Annotated in this window: 17 protein-coding genes; 6 read left to right on the top strand and 11 right to left on the bottom strand. The window is 46.9% G+C overall.

All coding sequences use genetic code 11. The features are described from left to right. Nucleotides 1–18 precede the first annotated feature (18 nt). Together JOE49_RS07365 and JOE49_RS07360 are read right to left on the bottom strand one after the other, a co-directional pair. A complete protein-coding gene (locus tag JOE49_RS07365) occupies nt 19–903 on the bottom strand; it encodes a carbohydrate ABC transporter permease (protein ID WP_209940824.1) in 885 nt (294 codons plus the stop codon). A 36-nt stretch (nt 904–939) separates the two neighbouring features. Further along, nucleotides 940–2193 carry a sugar ABC transporter substrate-binding protein gene (locus tag JOE49_RS07360; RefSeq protein ID WP_160789038.1) on the bottom strand — a complete coding sequence of 418 codons (1254 nt, stop codon included), beginning with the start codon at nt 2191–2193 and terminating at the stop codon, nt 940–942. Between the two features lie 602 nt (nt 2194–2795). Between JOE49_RS07360 and JOE49_RS07355 the strand changes: the two genes are divergently transcribed. The 3 genes from JOE49_RS07355 (at nt 2796) to JOE49_RS07345 (ending at nt 9591) form a co-directional block, all read left to right on the top strand. Then, on the top strand, nt 2796–4958 hold the full coding sequence (locus tag JOE49_RS07355) for a glycoside hydrolase family 3 N-terminal domain-containing protein (RefSeq protein ID WP_209943556.1): 2163 nt from the start codon (nt 2796–2798) through the stop codon (nt 4956–4958). 25 nt (nt 4959–4983) lie between these two features. Beyond that, entirely contained in the window at nt 4984–8424 is a 3441-nt protein-coding gene (locus JOE49_RS07350; RefSeq protein WP_209943554.1) for a GH36-type glycosyl hydrolase domain-containing protein, read from the top strand. Nucleotides 8425–8586: 162 nt separating this feature from the next. Further along, entirely contained in the window at nt 8587–9591 is a 1005-nt protein-coding gene (locus tag JOE49_RS07345; RefSeq protein ID WP_209940823.1) for a LacI family DNA-binding transcriptional regulator, read from the top strand. 93 nt (nt 9592–9684) lie between these two features. Here the strand turns inward: JOE49_RS07345 and JOE49_RS07340 are convergent, their stop codons facing one another. The 6 genes from JOE49_RS07340 to JOE49_RS07315 all read right to left on the bottom strand — a co-directional run bounded on the left by JOE49_RS07340 (nt 9685) and on the right by JOE49_RS07315 (nt 14426). Next, nucleotides 9685–10362 (bottom strand): hypothetical protein, encoded by a 678-nt coding sequence (locus JOE49_RS07340; RefSeq protein WP_209940822.1) that lies wholly within the window; start codon nt 10360–10362, stop codon nt 9685–9687. 94 nt (nt 10363–10456) lie between these two features. Continuing rightward, entirely contained in the window at nt 10457–11677 is a 1221-nt protein-coding gene (locus JOE49_RS07335; RefSeq protein ID WP_209940821.1) for a stalk domain-containing protein, read from the bottom strand. A gap of 335 nt (nt 11678–12012) precedes the next feature. After that, nucleotides 12013–12498: a CcdC protein domain-containing protein gene (locus JOE49_RS07330; protein ID WP_209940820.1), complete on the bottom strand. Its 486-nt coding sequence runs from the start codon at nt 12496–12498 to the stop codon at nt 12013–12015. A 40-nt stretch (nt 12499–12538) separates the two neighbouring features. Further along, nucleotides 12539–13306, bottom strand: coding sequence for an ABC transporter permease subunit (locus JOE49_RS07325; RefSeq protein ID WP_209940819.1), 768 nt, complete (start codon nt 13304–13306; stop codon nt 12539–12541). After that, the gene (locus JOE49_RS07320) at nt 13303–14016 is read right to left on the bottom strand and encodes an ABC transporter ATP-binding protein (protein ID WP_023986611.1); all 714 of its coding nucleotides are present in this window, start codon (nt 14014–14016) and stop codon (nt 13303–13305) included. Before JOE49_RS07320 ends, JOE49_RS07325 begins: the two co-directional genes overlap by 4 nt. Continuing rightward, complete coding sequence (locus JOE49_RS07315) at nt 14013–14426, bottom strand: GntR family transcriptional regulator (protein ID WP_028541952.1); 414 nt, start codon at nt 14424–14426, stop codon at nt 14013–14015. The genes JOE49_RS07320 and JOE49_RS07315 overlap by 4 nt, the downstream gene beginning before the upstream one ends. 213 nt (nt 14427–14639) lie before the next feature. Here JOE49_RS07315 and JOE49_RS07310 point away from each other — a divergent pair, with 213 nt between their 5' ends. Together JOE49_RS07310 and JOE49_RS07305 are read left to right on the top strand one after the other, a co-directional pair. Further along, nucleotides 14640–15185 (top strand): hypothetical protein, encoded by a 546-nt coding sequence (locus tag JOE49_RS07310; RefSeq protein ID WP_209940818.1) that lies wholly within the window; start codon nt 14640–14642, stop codon nt 15183–15185. 260 nt (nt 15186–15445) lie between these two features. Next, nucleotides 15446–15991, top strand: coding sequence for a GNAT family N-acetyltransferase (locus tag JOE49_RS07305; RefSeq protein ID WP_071559460.1), 546 nt, complete (start codon nt 15446–15448; stop codon nt 15989–15991). A 51-nt stretch (nt 15992–16042) separates the two neighbouring features. Here JOE49_RS07305 and JOE49_RS07300 read toward each other — a convergent pair whose 3' ends face one another. Beyond that, nucleotides 16043–16375, bottom strand: coding sequence for a hypothetical protein (locus tag JOE49_RS07300; RefSeq protein ID WP_013308359.1), 333 nt, complete (start codon nt 16373–16375; stop codon nt 16043–16045). 187 nt (nt 16376–16562) lie between these two features. On the opposite strand from JOE49_RS07300, the gene JOE49_RS07295 reads away from it, so the two are divergent. Continuing rightward, on the top strand, nt 16563–17381 hold the full coding sequence (locus JOE49_RS07295; RefSeq protein ID WP_023986607.1) for an alpha/beta fold hydrolase: 819 nt from the start codon (nt 16563–16565) through the stop codon (nt 17379–17381). A gap of 109 nt (nt 17382–17490) precedes the next feature. On the opposite strand, the gene JOE49_RS07290 is transcribed toward JOE49_RS07295, so the two are convergent. Together JOE49_RS07290 and JOE49_RS07285 are read right to left on the bottom strand one after the other, a co-directional pair. Then, nucleotides 17491–17706 (bottom strand): cold-shock protein, encoded by a 216-nt coding sequence (locus tag JOE49_RS07290; RefSeq protein WP_013308357.1) that lies wholly within the window; start codon nt 17704–17706, stop codon nt 17491–17493. Between the two features lie 131 nt (nt 17707–17837). Continuing rightward, complete coding sequence (locus JOE49_RS07285; RefSeq protein ID WP_007428290.1) at nt 17838–18038, bottom strand: cold-shock protein; 201 nt, start codon at nt 18036–18038, stop codon at nt 17838–17840. Nucleotides 18039–18091: the final 53 nt, after the last annotated feature.

The raw sequence follows: 18091 nt of genomic DNA, 5'->3' as shown, positions 1-18091 counted from the left end.
GTTCATCACCTCTCTCTATCAGGACTCCGCTTTATTCTGCAAACGGAACTGAATCAGCGTCACCGCGATGATCGCGAAGAACAGAATGAACGATCCCGCCGCGGCATACCCGAATTTACTAAATTGGAAGCCGTTATTGTAAATGAACAGGGATGCTGTCAGCGTGCCATCGAGCGGTTTCCCTTTAGTCATGACAAACGGTTCCTCGAAAAATTGCAGCCAGCCAATCATCGTCGTGATGGACACGAAGAAAATAGCGTAACGAAGCTGCGGAAGCGTAATATAACGAATTTGCTGCCATGTATTGGCCCCGTCAAGCTGTGCCGCTTCATAATAAGAGCCCGGAATCCCTTTAATAGCCGCAATAAAAATAATCATGTTTAAGCCGATGCCCCGCCAAACCGCTAACACAATCAGCGAAATTTTCGCTACTGTTGGATCGGTCAGCCATGGGACGGGACCTAAATTCATCATACCAAGTACATAGTTGAATAATCCAAGCGTCGGATTATACAGGTAGCTCCAAACGACTGCGACTGCAACCACATTCGTTACGGACGGTAGATAGAACACAACGCGGAATACTTTGAAAGCACGTGATTTACCCATGTTAATCAGAATCGCGATGCTAAGCGAAAATATCAGCACCAACGGAACACCGATGATGACGAAGAACAGGGTATTACCAAGGGACTTTATAAAGGAAGGGTCCATTAGTACGTTTGTATAATTTTCCAGACCTATAAAGCGAATACTATTATAATTAACGAGTCCTGACAGATCCATATCCGTGAAGCTGATTACGAGCGCCAGTAGAATCGGCAACAGCGAAAACAGCGTCAACAGGATGATGGAGGGACCGATAAACAAGTATGGCGCAAGCTTCTGCGAGCTTCCTTTCATGCCTTCACTCCCTTTGACAATGGCGGATATGGATCATTATTTTTTCATAATACTTGCAGCCTGCTGATTAAAGTCATCCATTTCCTTCTGTACGTCGGCTTGACCACGGTAAACACGCTCAAAGCTCTTGATGAATTGTTGAGAAACCTCTTCCCATGCTGCCAGTTGCGGCAATGCTGCGGAATGATCCAGCTGTTTACGAATCGTTTGAAGCATCGGATCACTCTTAAGCTTGGCGTCTTCCCACGATTTAGTAGCCGCAGGCAAGTTACTGGACAGTTCCATCCATTTTAGCTGCGTTTCTGGTTTGCTCATGTAAGCCATGAATTTGGCCGACTCCTCTGGGTGCTTGCTGAATTGCATAATTGAAAGGTTCGCTCCACCCAAAACGGACAGGTTGTTTACTTTGCCAGGAAGCTCCGCTATATTCCATTTACCTTCCAGTTCTGGTGCCTTGCTCTTGATTTCTTTAATCATAAAAGGACCGCTGATAAACATTGGAACGATACCATCACCTTGTAAACCTTGAACAGAGTCAATTCCAATATCCACTGCGTTAGAGCCGTTTTGGAAAAAGGTATTCAAATACTTCACAGCATCTACAAACGGTGGTTGGTTGAACAGCGGATTGCCCTGCTCGTCAACCAGTTTGGAACCGTTCTGGAGAGCAAACATAAAGCCCATAGACTGCTCCTTTGCACTAAAGGAGATACCATATTTGCCTTTGCCCCGAGCCGCCAGCTTTTGGGCAGCATCGGAAAGCTCTTCCCACGTTTTAGGTGCTTCATTATATCCGACTTGTTTCAGTAGGTCGGAACGATAGAACAAAACTCTCGTTTCAGTGTACCAAGGCACACCGACCGGTTTCCCTTCAAATTTTGTCGTACCTACAGCACCCTCGAAGAAATTCTTCGATTCCAGTTCAGGATACTTGCTGACATAAGGAGTAATGTCCGTCAATGCGCCCGCAGCTGCAAGCTCCGGTACCCATGACGTGCCCAATTGGACCACATCTGGACCAGACTTCGAGGCAACAGCCGTTAGTAATTTATCGTGAGCATTATCCCAAGGTAACGCCTGTACATCGACGTGAATATCTGGATTTTCTTTCTCAAAATCTTTCACAATTTCAGGCAACAGCTTTCCTTCCGCTCCCATACCCCATAAGGTGATGGTCGTCTTGCCGTTCGCATCTTTACCGGACGAATCATCCTTGGATGAACAACCTACCAGCGCGCCCCCCAGTAATAAGGTGCTTGCCAAAATGATCCCCAACGTTCTTTTCATCATACGAATTCCTCCCGAGATGATCGGTTTACCGATCATGCAATATGATAACGGATTCAAATACGAGGATTTTGCGAAAATACAATAAGCGACTTCCAATGAACAATATATAGAACGAAATGGTCTCGTTCATCTATATATTGCATTTTGGAGCGACTGGAATCGAATCTTGCAAAATCCTGATGCATGTAAATACATAGCGATTAAAGCATACCGCTATAACACTTATGTTCAAAGCACAAGGACCATACCCGTCAATAGAAACGTTTCGATAGTCATTATAGAACAAATTGAAACCGTATTCAATAGGAATATTATATTTTATTCGCTCAGAATCCCGACTTTTTTTCGTTTATATCATCTTTATTACGTTATTTAGCCTATAAAAACCCCCTGAATTGGATTTGACTCTCCATTTGAAAGCGTATATAATCCAACTGAGTTCAACAATAGAAACGTTTCGATTAATAATACGACAGAATATTATGCTTCTATACTAGCTATTAGCCTGTTCAGCACTTTTTTGAATCAATTTTATCCAAAAAATCTCATGAATCTGAAAAAAAAGAGCTGTCCACCAACAATACAGCTTATGGAGGATTATGATGGAACAACACCTGAATTCCTATTTAGAAAACATGACGCTTGAAGAAAAAGTCGATCAACTGCTACAGCTTGTGGGTGCCTTCTTTGAAGAAGCGGGAACGGATAGTCAAATTACTGGCCCCATGGCTTCTCTCGGCATCACAGAGAAAAATGTCCATAACGTCGGTTCCGTGCTTGGTATCGCAGGGGCCAAGGAAGCGATTCGTGTTCAGCAGGCTCATTTGAGTAAAAATCGTCTGGGTATTCCGCTTTTAATTATGGCAGATATTGTACACGGCTTCAAAACGATTTTCCCTATCCCGCTGGCCATTGGTTGCTCATGGGATATGCAACTTGCAGAAGAGAGCGCTACCATTGCAGCCCGCGAGGCGGCTGTATCCGGTGTTCACGTCACATTCGCTCCTATGGTCGATCTAGTGCGTGACCCGCGCTGGGGCCGTGTGATGGAATCTACAGGGGAAGACCCTTACCTCAACAGCGAATTTGCTCGTGCGTTTGTGCGCGGGTTTCAGGGTAAAGATCTGACGAACGATACCGACCGGGTGGCCGCATGCGTGAAGCATTTTGCCGCATATGGAGCTGGCGAAGGCGGACGGGATTACAACACTGTAGATGTATCCGCATGGCAGCTGCGAGAGTATTATCTCCCCTCCTACAAAGCTGCTTTAGATGAAGGCTGCGAAATGGTGATGACGTCCTTCAATACCGTAGAAGGCGTAGCCGCAACGGGCAATAAGCGCCTGATGCGTGATTTGCTTCGTGATGAATGGGGCTTTGATGGTGTACTCATCTCGGATTGGGCCGCCATCAAGGAGCTTATCCCTCACGGCATCGCCGAGGATGAGCGCGAGGCAGCGATGAAAGCACTGCTGGCTGGCGTAGATATTGAAATGATGACCTCCTGCTATAACGGGAATCTGCCTGAGCTGGTTCGCAGCGGACAACTGGATGAAGCGCTCATTGATGAAGCCGTGATGCGTATATTGAAGCTCAAGCAAAAGCTGGGCTTGTTCGAAAATCCGCTACGCGGCGCAGACCCTGAGCGTGAACGTGAAGTTGTGTTCTGCGAAGCTCACCGTACGGTTGCCAAAGAATTAGCTATTAAATCTTGCGTGTTGCTCAAAAATGATTCCGTTCTTCCATTGAATCGCAATCAGCATATTGCGTTGATCGGACCTTTTGCAGAGAGCGGTGATATCTTGGGCTCTTGGTCGTGGAGTGGTTCGCAGGAGGAAGCTATTCGCGTTGTCGACGGATTCCAATCGAAAATATCCTCCTCGCTGCTCACGGTTGCGGCAGGTTGCTCTATCGACGATATAACTGAGGAGCAATATGCGGAAGCTCTGCAAGCAGCCAGCCAAGCAGAGGTTATCGTGTTGGCGCTTGGTGAGCGCTCCGATATGAGTGGTGAAGCAGGCAGCCGTTCCAATATTCGCCTGCCACAAGCCCAGTTGGAACTGGTGAAGCGCCTGAAGACGCTGAACAAGCCTATGGTAGCCGTATTATTTAATGGTCGTCCGTTGGATCTGCACGGTGTCATTGAAGAAGCAGACGCCGTATTGGAAGCCTGGTTCCCTGGTGGTGAAGGCGGCGCGGCGATTGCCGATTTGTTGTACGGTGATGCCGAACCTACGGGTCGTCTGACCATGTCCTTCCCGCAATCGGTGGGACAGGTGCCCGTGTATTACAATCATTTTAATACGGGACGCCCGCAGTTAGATCCGAATACAAAAGAACGCTACGTGTCCCAATATCTAGACCTACCAAACGAACCTTTATTCCCGTTCGGCTATGGACTGAGTTACACCGATGTAGCCTATGACAGCGTACAGCTTTCCGGCGATACCCTTATACCCGGTCAGGAACTGACCATTAAAGTGCAGGTAACGAACACAGGAACACGTCCGGTCGAGGAAACCGTCCAGTTCTATGTTCGTGATATCAGCGGCGATACGGTTCGTCCAATGAAAGAACTGAAAGATTTCTGCAAAGTCCTTCTTGCCCCAGGCGAAAGCCGGGAAGTGGAATTTGCATTGACCGAGCCTCAGCTACGCTATCATCATGCAGATTTGAGCTTCAGCAGTGATAGCGGTGAATTTGCCGTCTTTACAGGACCTAACAGCCGAGATACTAGTGAAATCCGTTTTCGGTTAGTGAAATAAACAGGAAAGTGAGGCGTTCCCTATGATGAATACAAGTCTGGATCAAAATATTTTGCTGCGGGCCGGCGACCTGTCTTTTACCTTCTTGAGCAGCGGTGATGTGTATAAGATCGCCCACGGCTCAACGATGATCAACCAGCTGTTGACCAATTCAGTCGACGGTTCCTTGAACAATCTGTACTTGAGATTGTACCGTCCGTCCGGTGTAAGTATCACTCCCCTGCTTGGAGTTCGCTCACCGGGAGTCATCCGACAAACGGATCAGCAGATTATTTGGGAAGGTTTCACCGCTGGTGTAGGCTATCAGGTGACCTTCACGCTAAGCCGCCTGGGAGTATGGTTCTGGGATGTAACCCTACAGGGCGATGACGTGGAAGCAGATGTCGTGTACGGTCAGGATATTGGCATTGCCGATACCGCCGCTGTGCGCAGTAATGAAGCTTATTTGTCTCAATATATTGACCACACCGTCTACCATGATGAACAAAGAGGCTACACCGTTTGCTCACGTCAAAACCAGCCTCAAAGTCAGGCGTTCCCATACATTCAACAAGGTTCGTTAACCCGCACTGTTGGTTACTCGACTGACGGATTTCAGTTCTTTGGACTTTCGTACAAAGAAACGAATGAGCCGGAAGCACTCCATCGTGACTCGCTCGCCAATGAAGTGTACCAATATGAATTCGCCTATACCGCGTTGCAATCTGAGCGGGTGAAACTTGCCGGGGAAGCTCGCTTTACTTTTTACGGTCTGTTCCAGCCCAATCATCCAGCCGCAGTGACAAAGCTAGAGTATCAGGAGCTGGTGACAAAGGCACGCAACGAAGTAGCTGCCGTTCTAGCGGACGCTTCCGAGACCAGTATACCGGCACACGCGACAAGTGATCTTCAGGCAGGGCGTGTGGCTCCAGCTCAAACCATCGGTGAGCCGCTGCGCACACTGGACTTAACCGCTGCCGAAGTGAATCAACTTTTCCCGAAACGGCAGGAAGAAGAACGGGATGGAGATGAACTACTTTCCTTTTTCACGGACAGCTATGAGCATGTCGTACTCAAATCCAAAGAGCTTCGTGTAGAGCGTCCCCATGGGCACATTTTAATGGGCGGGCATTACGCAGGAGGCAAGGAAGAAACCATTACAACCACCTCCTATATGTACGGGGTGTTCAACTCCCAGCTCGTGATCGGCAATACAAACTTCAACAAAATGATCACCAACGCGCGTAATGCGCTCAATATTCCCAAGACATCCGGCCAGCGTATCTATGTCGGAGTCCAAGGGAAATACCGCCTGCTCACGATGCCTTCCCTGTTCGAGATTGGCTTTAATTATGTGCGCTGGTACTACAAAACGGCTGACGATACATTCATTATTACAAACCATACAAATGCCGATAGCCCAGAAGTACGGCTTCATATGCGTGCGGTAAGCGGCAAAACCTATCCGTTCCTCATCACTCAGCAAATGTCTATGCATGTGAACGAATATGAGCTTCCGTTTCATATGGAACGTGAAGGTGACGCCCTGCTCTTCCGGGCAGACTCTGCTTCCCTGAGTGCCGAAGCCTATCCAGACCTGCTGTACCGAATGCACGTCGAGGGCGCTCCATTACAGCAGGTGAGCGACGCTCACGTACTGCTACAGGGTACAGCTTCCGCTGATGCGTCCCTAGTCGTGCTGGAGCTGGGTGACAGCAGCGAATGGACCTGCACCGTGCAGGGTTGGCTGAATGGGCCTTCAGCCGGGCAAGAATCAACGCACAAAGAGCGTCACGCTTCCTTTGAAGATGAGCGCGAGCGCTATCGGGAATATTTTGCCGAGCTTATGAACGGTTTCCATCTGTCGCTGGGTCAACACGAAACGAGCGAGCTATTCCGTGTGAACGCAGTGGCTTGGTGGTACACCCACAATATGCTCGTTCACTACTCTGTGCCTCACGGTCTGGAGCAATACGGCGGTGCAGCCTGGGGAACACGTGATGTGTGTCAGGGGCCTGTGGAATATTTCTCAGCTACGCAAAAGTTCGACGAGGTTCGTTCCATTCTACTGACTGTTTTCAGCCATCAGTACGAGGACAGCGGAAACTGGCCGCAATGGTTTATGTTTGACAACTATACTCACGTGCAGCAAGAAGAAAGCCATGGGGATATTATCGTCTGGCCGCTCAAGGTACTGGGCGACTATTTGACCGCTACCCGTGATTACAGTATTCTGGGAGAAAATGTACCTTACACCCATCGGCATACTTTCGATTATACCAAGCAGACCGCGACTCTCATGGAACATGCCCTGAAGGAAATCGAATATATTCGGGAGAATTTCCTTCATGATACGTATTTGTCTGCCTATGGCGACGGCGATTGGGATGATACCCTCCAGCCAGCCAATGCTCAGCTGAAGCAATACATGGCGAGCAGCTGGACGGTTGCACTCACCTACCAAGTTATTAGTAACTTTGCTGCTGCTTTGGAGCAGGCCCCCGCGGGTGTAGTAAGCGAAGCCGACAAGATCGCACAAGATCTACATCAAATGGCTAATGGCATCCGTAAAGACTTTAACCGCTACATGCTGGAGAGCGGAATTATTCCGGGCTTCGTGTATATGGAAGAGCCCGGTCAACCTAAGCTGATGCTCCATCCGTCTGACACCGAGACAGGAATCCATTATCGGTTGCTGCCAATGACACGCAGCATGATCAGTCAGCTGCTCACGCCTGAGCAAGCATTGGCTCATGAGCAGCTCATCCGTGAGCAGTTCCTCTGCCCGGATGGTGTGCGTCTGATGAACCGCCCTGCACAGTATGATGGCGGTGTGAGCTCGCACTTCAAGCGTGCAGAGCAAGCGGCCAACTTTGGACGTGAGGTCGGGCTGCAATATGTGCATGCCCATATCCGCTTTGCGGAAGCGATGGCCAAGTTGGGACGCAAGGATGACGCTTGGCACAGCTTGAAGCTCATCAATCCGGTCGGCATCCGTGCGTCCGTACCGAATGCCGAATGGCGTCAAAGCAACGCCTATTTCAGTAGCTCGGACGGTAAATTTAACACCCGCTATGAAGCCCAGGAACGGTTTGGTGAACTGCGTGAAGGAGCCATCCCCGTCAAAGGCGGCTGGAGAATCTATTCCAGCGGTCCGGGAATCTACATGAATCAGCTCATATCGAATGTCCTTGGTATTCGTCAGTCGAGCGAAGACCTGATCCTGGACCCTGTGCTGCCGGATCATCTCGACGGATTGGAATTTGAATTTTCCTTTGCAGGAAAACCAATTACCTTCGTCTACCGCATGCTGCAAGAGCGTACTGGTAGTGAGCAAGGCCGTGCAGTATTGAACGGGACACCACTGGAAAGCGTGCCAGCCGATGATAATCGCTACCGCTCTGGTGCCTTGCGCATCAAACGTGAGATTTTCGAGCAGGCCTTAGCAGAACATGACGGTGTACACCGTCTGGAGATTATTTTATAAAGAGTTTTTGATGCTAAATCTGGTATAGGCAACAAAGGGATGGCGATCTTGCGGGATCGCCCTTTGCTGCTTATGTGTAGGACTACGACATTTGGAATAGATATGTGGTTAATAATGAATATACAATAGCAATTATAAGACGGACGACAAGGAGGTCACGATGTGGTCAGCATTAAAGATATCGCCAAACAGGCGGGCGTTTCCATATCTACCGTTTCATATGCCTTAAATGGTAGCGATAAGGTAACAGAAGAAACTTGCGCACGTATTTTAGCGATTGCCAAAGAGCTTAACTATGTGCCCAATGCCGCCGCACGTAATCTCAAGAAAAGGCAGACCAAAATTATTGGCGTTTTCCTGACTGATTTTCGTGGAGACGTTTATGGAGATTTACTGTATGGCATCAAGGAAATTTTAAACCGCAAGGGCTATGATCTCATCGTATGCAGCGGTAAGCAATCTCACCGAATGCTGCCGGAACGCATGATCGACGGCGCCATTGTGCTGGATCAGACGTTTGATAGTCAGGAGCTACTGAACTACGCCGAGCGAGGACATAAAATTGTCGTATTGGACCGTGAACTGAATCATCCTAACATTAACCAGGTGCTGCTGGATAACAAAGCGGGCGCCGCTCTCGCAATCGAACATTTATTGGAATTGGGACACCGTAAGCTATATGTGGTTACCGGACCAGAAGGTTCTTACGATTCATGGCAACGGATGCAGGCAGTCAAGCAGACCATTGAGCGTAGCGGCATCGCTGAAATGATCGAAATTGACGGCGATTTTGAGAAATCGGGTGGCGAACAGGCGGCTGAAATCATTTTGCAGCAACAAGTTAGCCCGGGTTCGGAACCTGTAGCCGTATTTTGTCTCAATGATGAAATGGCAGTGGGCTTTTACAATCGAATGGCTCAGTCAGAGCTGACGATTGGCAAGGATATTCATATCGTCGGCTTTGATAATATCGAGCTGGCGCAATATATTCAGCCCCGTCTGACAACGATTGACTATTCCAAACGTAAATGGGGCGCTGTAGCTGCCGAACAAGTTCTCAAAATCATTGCGGGGGAAGACGTGGAGCATGAACGTTTATACGTTACGCTTGTCCAAAGAGAATCGGCAGGCGCAGCATTCATCACCCCAGATCAACAGAATCTGTGATGAACAACGCAGAAGTAACCTGTTCGCCAGCCTCAAAAAAAGAACTTCCATAGTCCCAGAACACGGGTTGGAAGTTCTTTTAGTTATACTTTTTTAACCTAACAAATCCTCAATTAAATTCGTCAACGACCGTAAGGGATTGCCAATCATTTCCCCCGTCTCCAGCTCCACCTGTAACGCAGCATCAACCATAGACAACTGTGCTACAGCCAGACCTCTGCTTGGATCAGCCTTCCTCAGCTCATACAGCGAACGGACCAGCAATTCCTTATACTCGTCTTCACGTCCCTGCATAATCAGTTGAAAAGCGTCCTCCACCACCTTAACCTCTATCCAAGAAGAGATATCTGGTTTGCCTAACAGAGCAGCCGTATGATAAAGACGCTTCATCGTTCCCTCTACAGTAGCCGGATTCGTGAATACCAAGGTCCGTGGCAGCAAATCATCGCATATCTCATGAAAAAAGGGCTCATCCAGCGCAATTACTGGTGTAGACATGGTCAATTGAGCCTTTTCTGCCAAAACGATATAATTCGTGCACGTTATCAAAATAACGTCTATGTCGCTTTGGGCAATCCAGCTTAGTTGCTCTTCTACCTTGCGACTGGCATCGTCCGCAGAAAAATGCGGGTCTGACGAGATCCGGCGCATAAGCCCAGGGTCCACAAAATGTATCAGCTCCACCTCATAAGAAGCAAAAGCTCGTTCCACATAGGCTATGTTCGAGTGATGTGCATGCAGGCAGCCCACACGCTGCTTCAAGCCTTCCATCGTTCAACCTCCTGTTATATGTTTGCATCATTTTAACAGGAACAGGACGGTTGGGAAAGCGTGCAATCAGGCCATACCACAAACGCACTTTTTCTTAAAACTTGCCGTTTGTATTTTTCCACTCTGTTTTAGCTGGAACCTCCTGAACTACGTCCCAATGTTCTGCTACCTTACCGTTCTCTACCCGGAACAGATCATAGACAGCGGCTGAAGTTCCCTTAGATGATGTCAATTCACTCACAACCAGCACGAAGTTGCCTTCTCCAATAACCATGTGAACCTGACCATATCCAAAAGAAGCTCCTTGGCTTCCCGCTGCGGAAAATGCTTGCTTCAAATTGGATACACCGTCACCAAAAAGAGGATTATGCTGGATGTAATGATCACCGTTATAGTAGCTTTCCAGTGCGGCGCGGTTCTTGCCAACCAGGATATCATCCACAAACTTGCGGATTAACATTTTGTTCGTCTCGGTCTGGTTGAGATCCGTGATCTGTGTTGTTCCGTCAATCATTGTACGTCCGCTTGGATTAGCTGGAGCCGAGTCCTGAATATTGTCCCAGTGCTCAACGATTTTACCATTGCTATCGAAGCGGAAAATATCAAAAACAATGCTCGTTTTTCCTGCAATGGACTCTTTATAATGAACCGCTACATAATTGCCATCCTGAATTACACGTTGGATTTCAACCTGTACATTGGCTCCCTTCGACTGGCTAATCCCTTGCAGCAACGCATCTCTTCCGCTAGCAAAGCTCAGATTGTGCTGAATGTACTGATCTTTGCTGATCCAGGTCTCGGCCGCTTTCGTATCTCCGGTTTCAAAGCTTTTCACGATTTCAACGACCTTATTCTTATTACTCACCCCGATTTGCACCGTTTGGCTGGCCGGGTCCCAAATCACTTGCTTGCCCCATGCTTCTTTGACGACATCAACCGGTACATAAGTTACCCCTTGTTTGGTCAATAGGGTCGAGGTGGATAGCGGTACCTTAATCCCGTTGATTTGCGCTTCCGGACTGCCTGACACCAATACAACCGTCGCCTGATCATATCGGATAGTCGTGCTTTGTCGCGCCGTATTGAACGTAATATGCTTGGCATCCATTGGAATCCCCAAACTGGAGGCCAATTGTCTCAAGGGAATTAAGACCTGCTTATTTCTCACGATAGGCGCAATTTTGTAAGCCTCCTTCTTGCCATCTACCCAAACCTGAATACCCGTAGTAGGTTTTACCTCGGCTGCTAAAGCCGGTACAGCAGAAGACAGAACAAGCAAACCAGCGAGTGCAGCAGTAACCGTATGTTTTTTCATGAATGTGAACCCCTCTCAACCTATAAAATAAAATATGGAAGACAATTTTCTTTTATGTAACTTATATAGTTACACCTAATCGCAAAAAGCAACTTTTCCCCGCCTATCTAACTTTAAACCCCATTTAAATCTTTTGAAACCTCAATAACCCTCCTTTCAAAAATTTATAATTGTACTGCTACAATGCAAGCCACAAGCCTTAGAATAAAGGATATGGGGAGCAATAACAATGTGTGATAACTTGCTAATTGCCGAAACTCAAAAAAAGCGGCTCCTATCACCAAGCGAATAAACGCTTTTTGAATAGTAAGCCGCTGTTAACCCCATTGCTATTGTTATACGGATAACGTTCTCCGAAACTTGATAAAGCTCCCGATTCGCCAGATTGAGATATACACCAGCGCCATCGTAATCGCCAGCATACTAACTTCAGACGTACCCAGACTACTGAGGTACTGGGTCAAAACAACGCGAATCAAGATAATAGCGATAATAATATATTTAAAATATTGGTTCGGCTTGGGATAAATAAGACCGTCATCCCGTCTTTCATACGCCGTATGCAGCAAAATAACATAGCCAAACAGAGCCCCTAATAGCCCGGCAACCAGCAGTTCCCAAAAGGCGGGGGGCGCGTACGTTTGGCCGGGAATATGCATTAATTGGTACACAGATATCATCATAAGCGGGAACGCGATAAACAAGGGGAGCAGAATCCGGATTCCGTTTCCTTTTACCGGCCCCCCTCGTCTTTTGGTTCTCAACCAGATCATCAGCCCCACCAAAACAGCCAACAATGCATATATAAATATCGTCGTCATGGTGAAACTCCTTCCTCATAGATCCTATAGATACGCTAGCCTAAATCGACAGTTTTTTCTCCAGTAGATAAGCGCTCAAGCGGATTAATACATATGCAGCAACCCAACTGATCAGCACCGCAATCGGGAAATGCCAGGTAAAAGAAAACCATTGTCCTGTTTGAACATGGTCAAACTGCTCATAAAGCCCCTGATCGCCTGACCAATAAAAGACACTCCCGCCACCCATCAAAAGAATCCAGAGTATCGGGCTAATCGGCCGCAAGGTGCTGTATTTGGTACTGGCCGTCAGCAGACCCAGCGCAATAACCAACGGTGTGAAGGCGATAATCATCACAAACCAGTTCAATCCAGCTATAATAAAGGACGCTGCATCCGCAAACGTATAAGGCTGGATGGTGGATGAGATGAACAGCGCGTACAGAGAACCTACCACAAACAGGGACAAGGTCACGACCACGGCTTGTAAAATAGCAGCAATCCATTTGGCGCTAATCAGCCACATACGCGGATAGGGCAGAGTCAGCCACCATCCGTAGGTGTCATTCTCCCATTCTCTTCTCAGACTTCCCGCACCCATGAAAATGATCATGTACGGCAAACCCAGGGTGACATACCACAGCCTTGTCAATTCGAGTTGGTTATGAAGCGCGAAATACAAGGAAATAACGAACGCCGCAATTAGAAATAATGAGAAATACACAAGTCTCCACGATCTCGGTAGTCGATTGCGGCTCTGCTTTCTCCAGCTTCCTTTATTTCGAAATTCATGGCGTATCAAATCTTTGAACAGCCCTGATGAATTCACGCCTTCCACTCCTTTTTGTACAAATTGCGGAACACCTGATTCAGCGAGCCATGCTCTGCACGCAGATCATCCGAATCACCAGACCATATGACCCGTCCGCGGTCCATCATGACCGTGTAGTCAAACAAGCCTTCCACTTCCTGAATATCATGCGTGCTAATGAGTATAGACTGCTGGCGACCCTCCAAATAATCAATAATCCCGGCCACGATCGCTTCTCTGGAGAGGACATCAATGCCCGCAAACGGTTCATCCAGGATCATGAGCGGAACCTCACGCGCCAGACATAAAATCAGTAGCACACGTGCCTCCTGTCCGCGACTCAACCCGGCCATTTTCAACTCCAACTCTACGTCCATATGATCAGCAAGTTTATAGGCATCTTTTATATTGAAGCCAGGCAAAAAGGATTCCCCCCACTCCAGTGTCTGCTGCACCGTATGATTAGGGTACCAGCGAGCCCGGTCAGGCAGATAGGATATGCCACGATTGGTTTCCCAACCTGGCTTTTGCCCCAATACCTGAAGCTCGCCCCCATCTGGCCGAATTAATCCGGTGATTGCTCGAAAGAAGCTGGACTTCCCACAGCCATTGGGTCCAAGCACCCCTACAATGCGTCCCGCCGGAATGACGACATCCAAGTGGTCCAGCGCTTTTTTACTTTCATATTGCTTCGTCAGATGACTCGCAACCACAATAGATTCCGTCATGCCCCTTCGCCTCCTTCCTCGTCATTTCCGTCCTGTTTGCTTCTTATATACTGCTGTACATCTTCCCACGATAACCCCAGACTGCTCATCTGTCCGAGAAACTGATCTATATACGTTATAGCCAATTGTTCCCTAAAGCTGGCAATCCGTTCACTGGACGAAGTAACATAAGTGCCTAACCCGCGCCGCTTCTCAGTCAATCCGTCCCGCTCCAGCTCCTGATACGCCCGCATCACAGTATTCGGATTCATGCGTAGTTCCTGCGCCAGATCACGAACAGATGGCATTTTGCTTCCCATTTCGATCTCCCCTTTAGCAATGGAGCTTCGTACTTGATTTAATATTTGCTCATATAATGGCTGGCTGAAGTCAATTAAAAATCGGAACGAGCCAACCCGTTGTTCTTCCATGGGTGTTTCCCCCTAATCGGCTGCATCTATCGTGCCTGTAGTGTATTATATCACTTAATACACGTAATACAAGTACCATCTTACTAAAATGTTAGTCATGCTCTCCAAATTTCATTCAGTAAATGCTCAGCTTGCACTCAGATAGCATTCAAGTTGATGCCTTATGATGTATCACGTACCAAACAAACCATAACCGAAAGGTGGAAAATGAAGATGAAGAGCACCAAGAAAGCAATTTTGGCTGGAACGATGGCCTTGGCATTTTTAGGAGGCGGTGCACTATACTCCACAAGCGCAGCCCACGCTGCTTCAACTACACCTGAGAAGGCTCCCATTGCAGACAAAGCACAAGCACCTAAGGGTAACCCCGGAGATGCTAACGGCCCTAAAATGGCAGGAGGAAACTATGCTGAGAACAAAGCTCTCCTGAAATTATTGAAATTGTCCTCCAGTCAGTTGGATACACAGTTGAAAGCAGGTAAATCCCTTGCTACAATCGCCAAAGCACAAGGTGTGAGCGTAAATTCCGTTATTGATGTGATGGTTTCAGATATGAAAGCGAAACTGGCTACGGAAAAACAAAACGGCAAGATTACGGCAACTGAATATAACCAACGTGTCTCTAATCTAAAAAAAATGATGACAGATATGGTGAATGGCGTAAAACCCTCCAAACCACCAGTAGATGGCGGTAAAGCGGATGCAGGTAAAGCTCCTGCTCAAGGTGGTGCAGCCAAGGCTCCTGCTAAGCAGAAATAGCTACAGCTCCCGTTTTCCAAGAAGCCGTAGCTCAATAAGTCGCATTCATAAGAACCATTTGTTAATCTGGCACATCCACCCATGTATAATAAATCTCAATCCGGCTTCCCTGTACGGATTGAGAAATCAATAAGCTTGTCCCCTGCTGCTGATACAACAGGAGGGGACAAGCTTATTTGTCATGTAAACAAGATAATATGTGGTAGACTAACATGATCCAGAGGTCATTTTTCACTAAAATTCATAATAAGGAGAATGTAATGAAAATAAATAAACAGGAATTTGATATACGAGGAATGAGCTATACGATCAGATCTGCCATGATTCAAGATGCGAAGAATTTGTCTGAAATCCGTTTGCTGATTGATGGAGAGACTGAAAATTTAGACAGAGAGAAGGGAGAAGCGTTTATAAGTACATCCGGTTTTGAACAGCTCATTGAATCAGATACAGAGAATAACAGAAACCTATTTTTAGTTGCGGTAGTTCATGATAAAATCGTCGGCTTTTCAAGATGTGAGGGCCATGTTCTGAGCAGATTCTCTCATAAAGTTGAATTTGGCGTATGCGTACTAAAGGATTTTTGGGGTTATGGGATCGGGACGAATCTTTTAAAAAAATCTATTTCTTGGGCTGACTCCAATGGCATCAAGAAAATAACTCTACAAGTTTTGGAAACGAATGATAAAGCCATTGAGCTCTATAAAAAACATGGATTTGAGATCGAAGGGTTATTAAAAAACGATAAGGTTCTTTCAGATGGCAAATACTACAACACCATAATCATGGGGAGATTTCATAAATAAAAAAAGACCCTGTTCAACAGGATCTTTCATCTTTGTATCGCCACACATCCCCTAGTAGCGATAATCATCATAAGGATTGCGATTACGATACTGATCACGCGGCTGCTGGGCTGCGGTAATCATCAAAAATATGCCTGAGATCAAATGCATCAACCAGCCCACAATCGGAATCCATCCAATAACCGAGGTCACGATCCCTAAAATAGATCCATAATAAGACTCTCTATTCGTCACCGATAGCACCAACGTAACAATGTGGAAAATCAGCATAAAGAACAATATAGTATACGCGGAATTTACGACGAGCAGCCCGCCCAAAACGGGAATAGCTAAAAACAGCTCCAATCCGCCTGTAATCCATTTTAATGTTTTTGATGGTGTCATTGTTCCACTCTCCCGATGCTGTTTCATTCCATAATTATATCCCATCCCTATCTAGGATGACATACATTTTTTAACATAATATATGCTTATATCGTGACAGTCTCATCCCTTTTTCGAATGAGCTAAGCCCTGGCTACATATATGTGAGAGAGAATGAAATTTCGTGATTTCTAAAGGGGTGAACACGATGGGATATTATATTGAGGTGGAACGCGGCGTGAAGCTGTATGTCGAGGATATTGGAGAAGGCATCCCTGTTCTGATGGTTCACGGCTGGCCGCTGGATCACCGAATGTACGAATATCAGGCCGCCTTGTTGCCTGCTTACGGGTATCGCTGTATTCAGGTTGATCTTAGGGGGTTCGGCAAGTCTGATCGACCATGGCATGGATACAATTATGATCGATTGGCGGACGATCTGCTGGCTGTTATGCAGGCGCTTCAGTTAAACCAGGTACGGCTGATCGGTTTTTCGATGGGGGGAGCTGTGGTCACACGCTACATGAGCAGGCACCGGGGATTTGGCGTCAATCAATTGATCTTGATCGGAGCAGCTACGCCCCGATTCACCCCAACCAGCGACTTCCCTTACGGTACTCCTGTCACAGAGGTAGATAAACTCATCAAACAAGCCTATACAGATCGTCCACAACTGGTAACTTCTTTTGGCGAGATGTTGTTTGCTAATCCCGTTAGCCAGAGCTTACGCGATTGGTTACGTGATCAGGGTTTCGCGGCTACAGTTCATAGCATGGCTTGTACTTTGTATTCACTGCGTGACTCTGATTTGCGCGCTGACCTACCATGTATACACGTGCCTACTTGGATTCTACACGGCAAGCTGGATCGGGTCTGTCCTTTCCCCCTGGCTGTCCAAACTCAAAAAGGAATTGCCGGATCAAAGCTTATTCCTTTCGAACGAAGCGGGCACGGTGTATTTTACGAAGCGCTACCCGAATTTAATTCTATCTTACTGAGCATACTAGCCCCATCCTCCACACCATAATTGAAAACCTGTTCATTCTTATGTATAATTCATATTTATAAAAAACAAAAAAGACGCCTCAGCGCCGTTAATGGCTATGGGGCATCTTTCACTACAAACATTTATCCGTTTAGGATTGTTTGGTATGATTAAAGCTCGTATTATTTAAAACAGCCAGCTTTTTCTCGCCCTTCACCATGGCAGAACCGCAAATGGGGCATGTCGGCTCGACAGAAAAAGCGAAGTTATCCCGCATCCAGCCGTTACATGTATCGCTGGCGCAATTCCAGACAGTTGTAATTTCCTCAGGAATCTCATCCATTGGCTTTTTCCGTGAATTGTACATAAACATCCCTCTTTCTTCATGATTTATAAAGCGATAAGATGTAATCAGTTCAAAAACGGTCTTGTGAACAGATAAAAACAAATGCCCCAAACGCTATGTTCGGGGCATCTGAAGTAGGCTGTAATTTTAAATTACAGTTTTACAACGTTCTCAGCTTGTGGTCCACGGTTTCCTTCAACTACGTTGAATTCTACGCGTTGGCCTTCGTCCAAAGATTTGAAACCTTCGCCTTGGATTGCGGAGAAATGTACGAATACGTCGCTTCCACCTTCAACCTCGATGAAACCGAAACCTTTTTCTGCGTTAAACCATTTAACTGTACCTGTTTGCATGGAATTACCTCCAAAATGTATTTATATGACCTTTATTTTTGACAAATAAAAAT

Source organism: Paenibacillus sp. PvR133 (assembly GCF_017833155.1).
Lineage (GTDB): Bacteria > Bacillota > Bacilli > Paenibacillales > Paenibacillaceae > Paenibacillus > Paenibacillus polymyxa_B.
The sequence above is the reverse complement of the archived record's forward strand: the minus strand, read 5'-3'. Positions and strand labels throughout refer to the sequence as shown.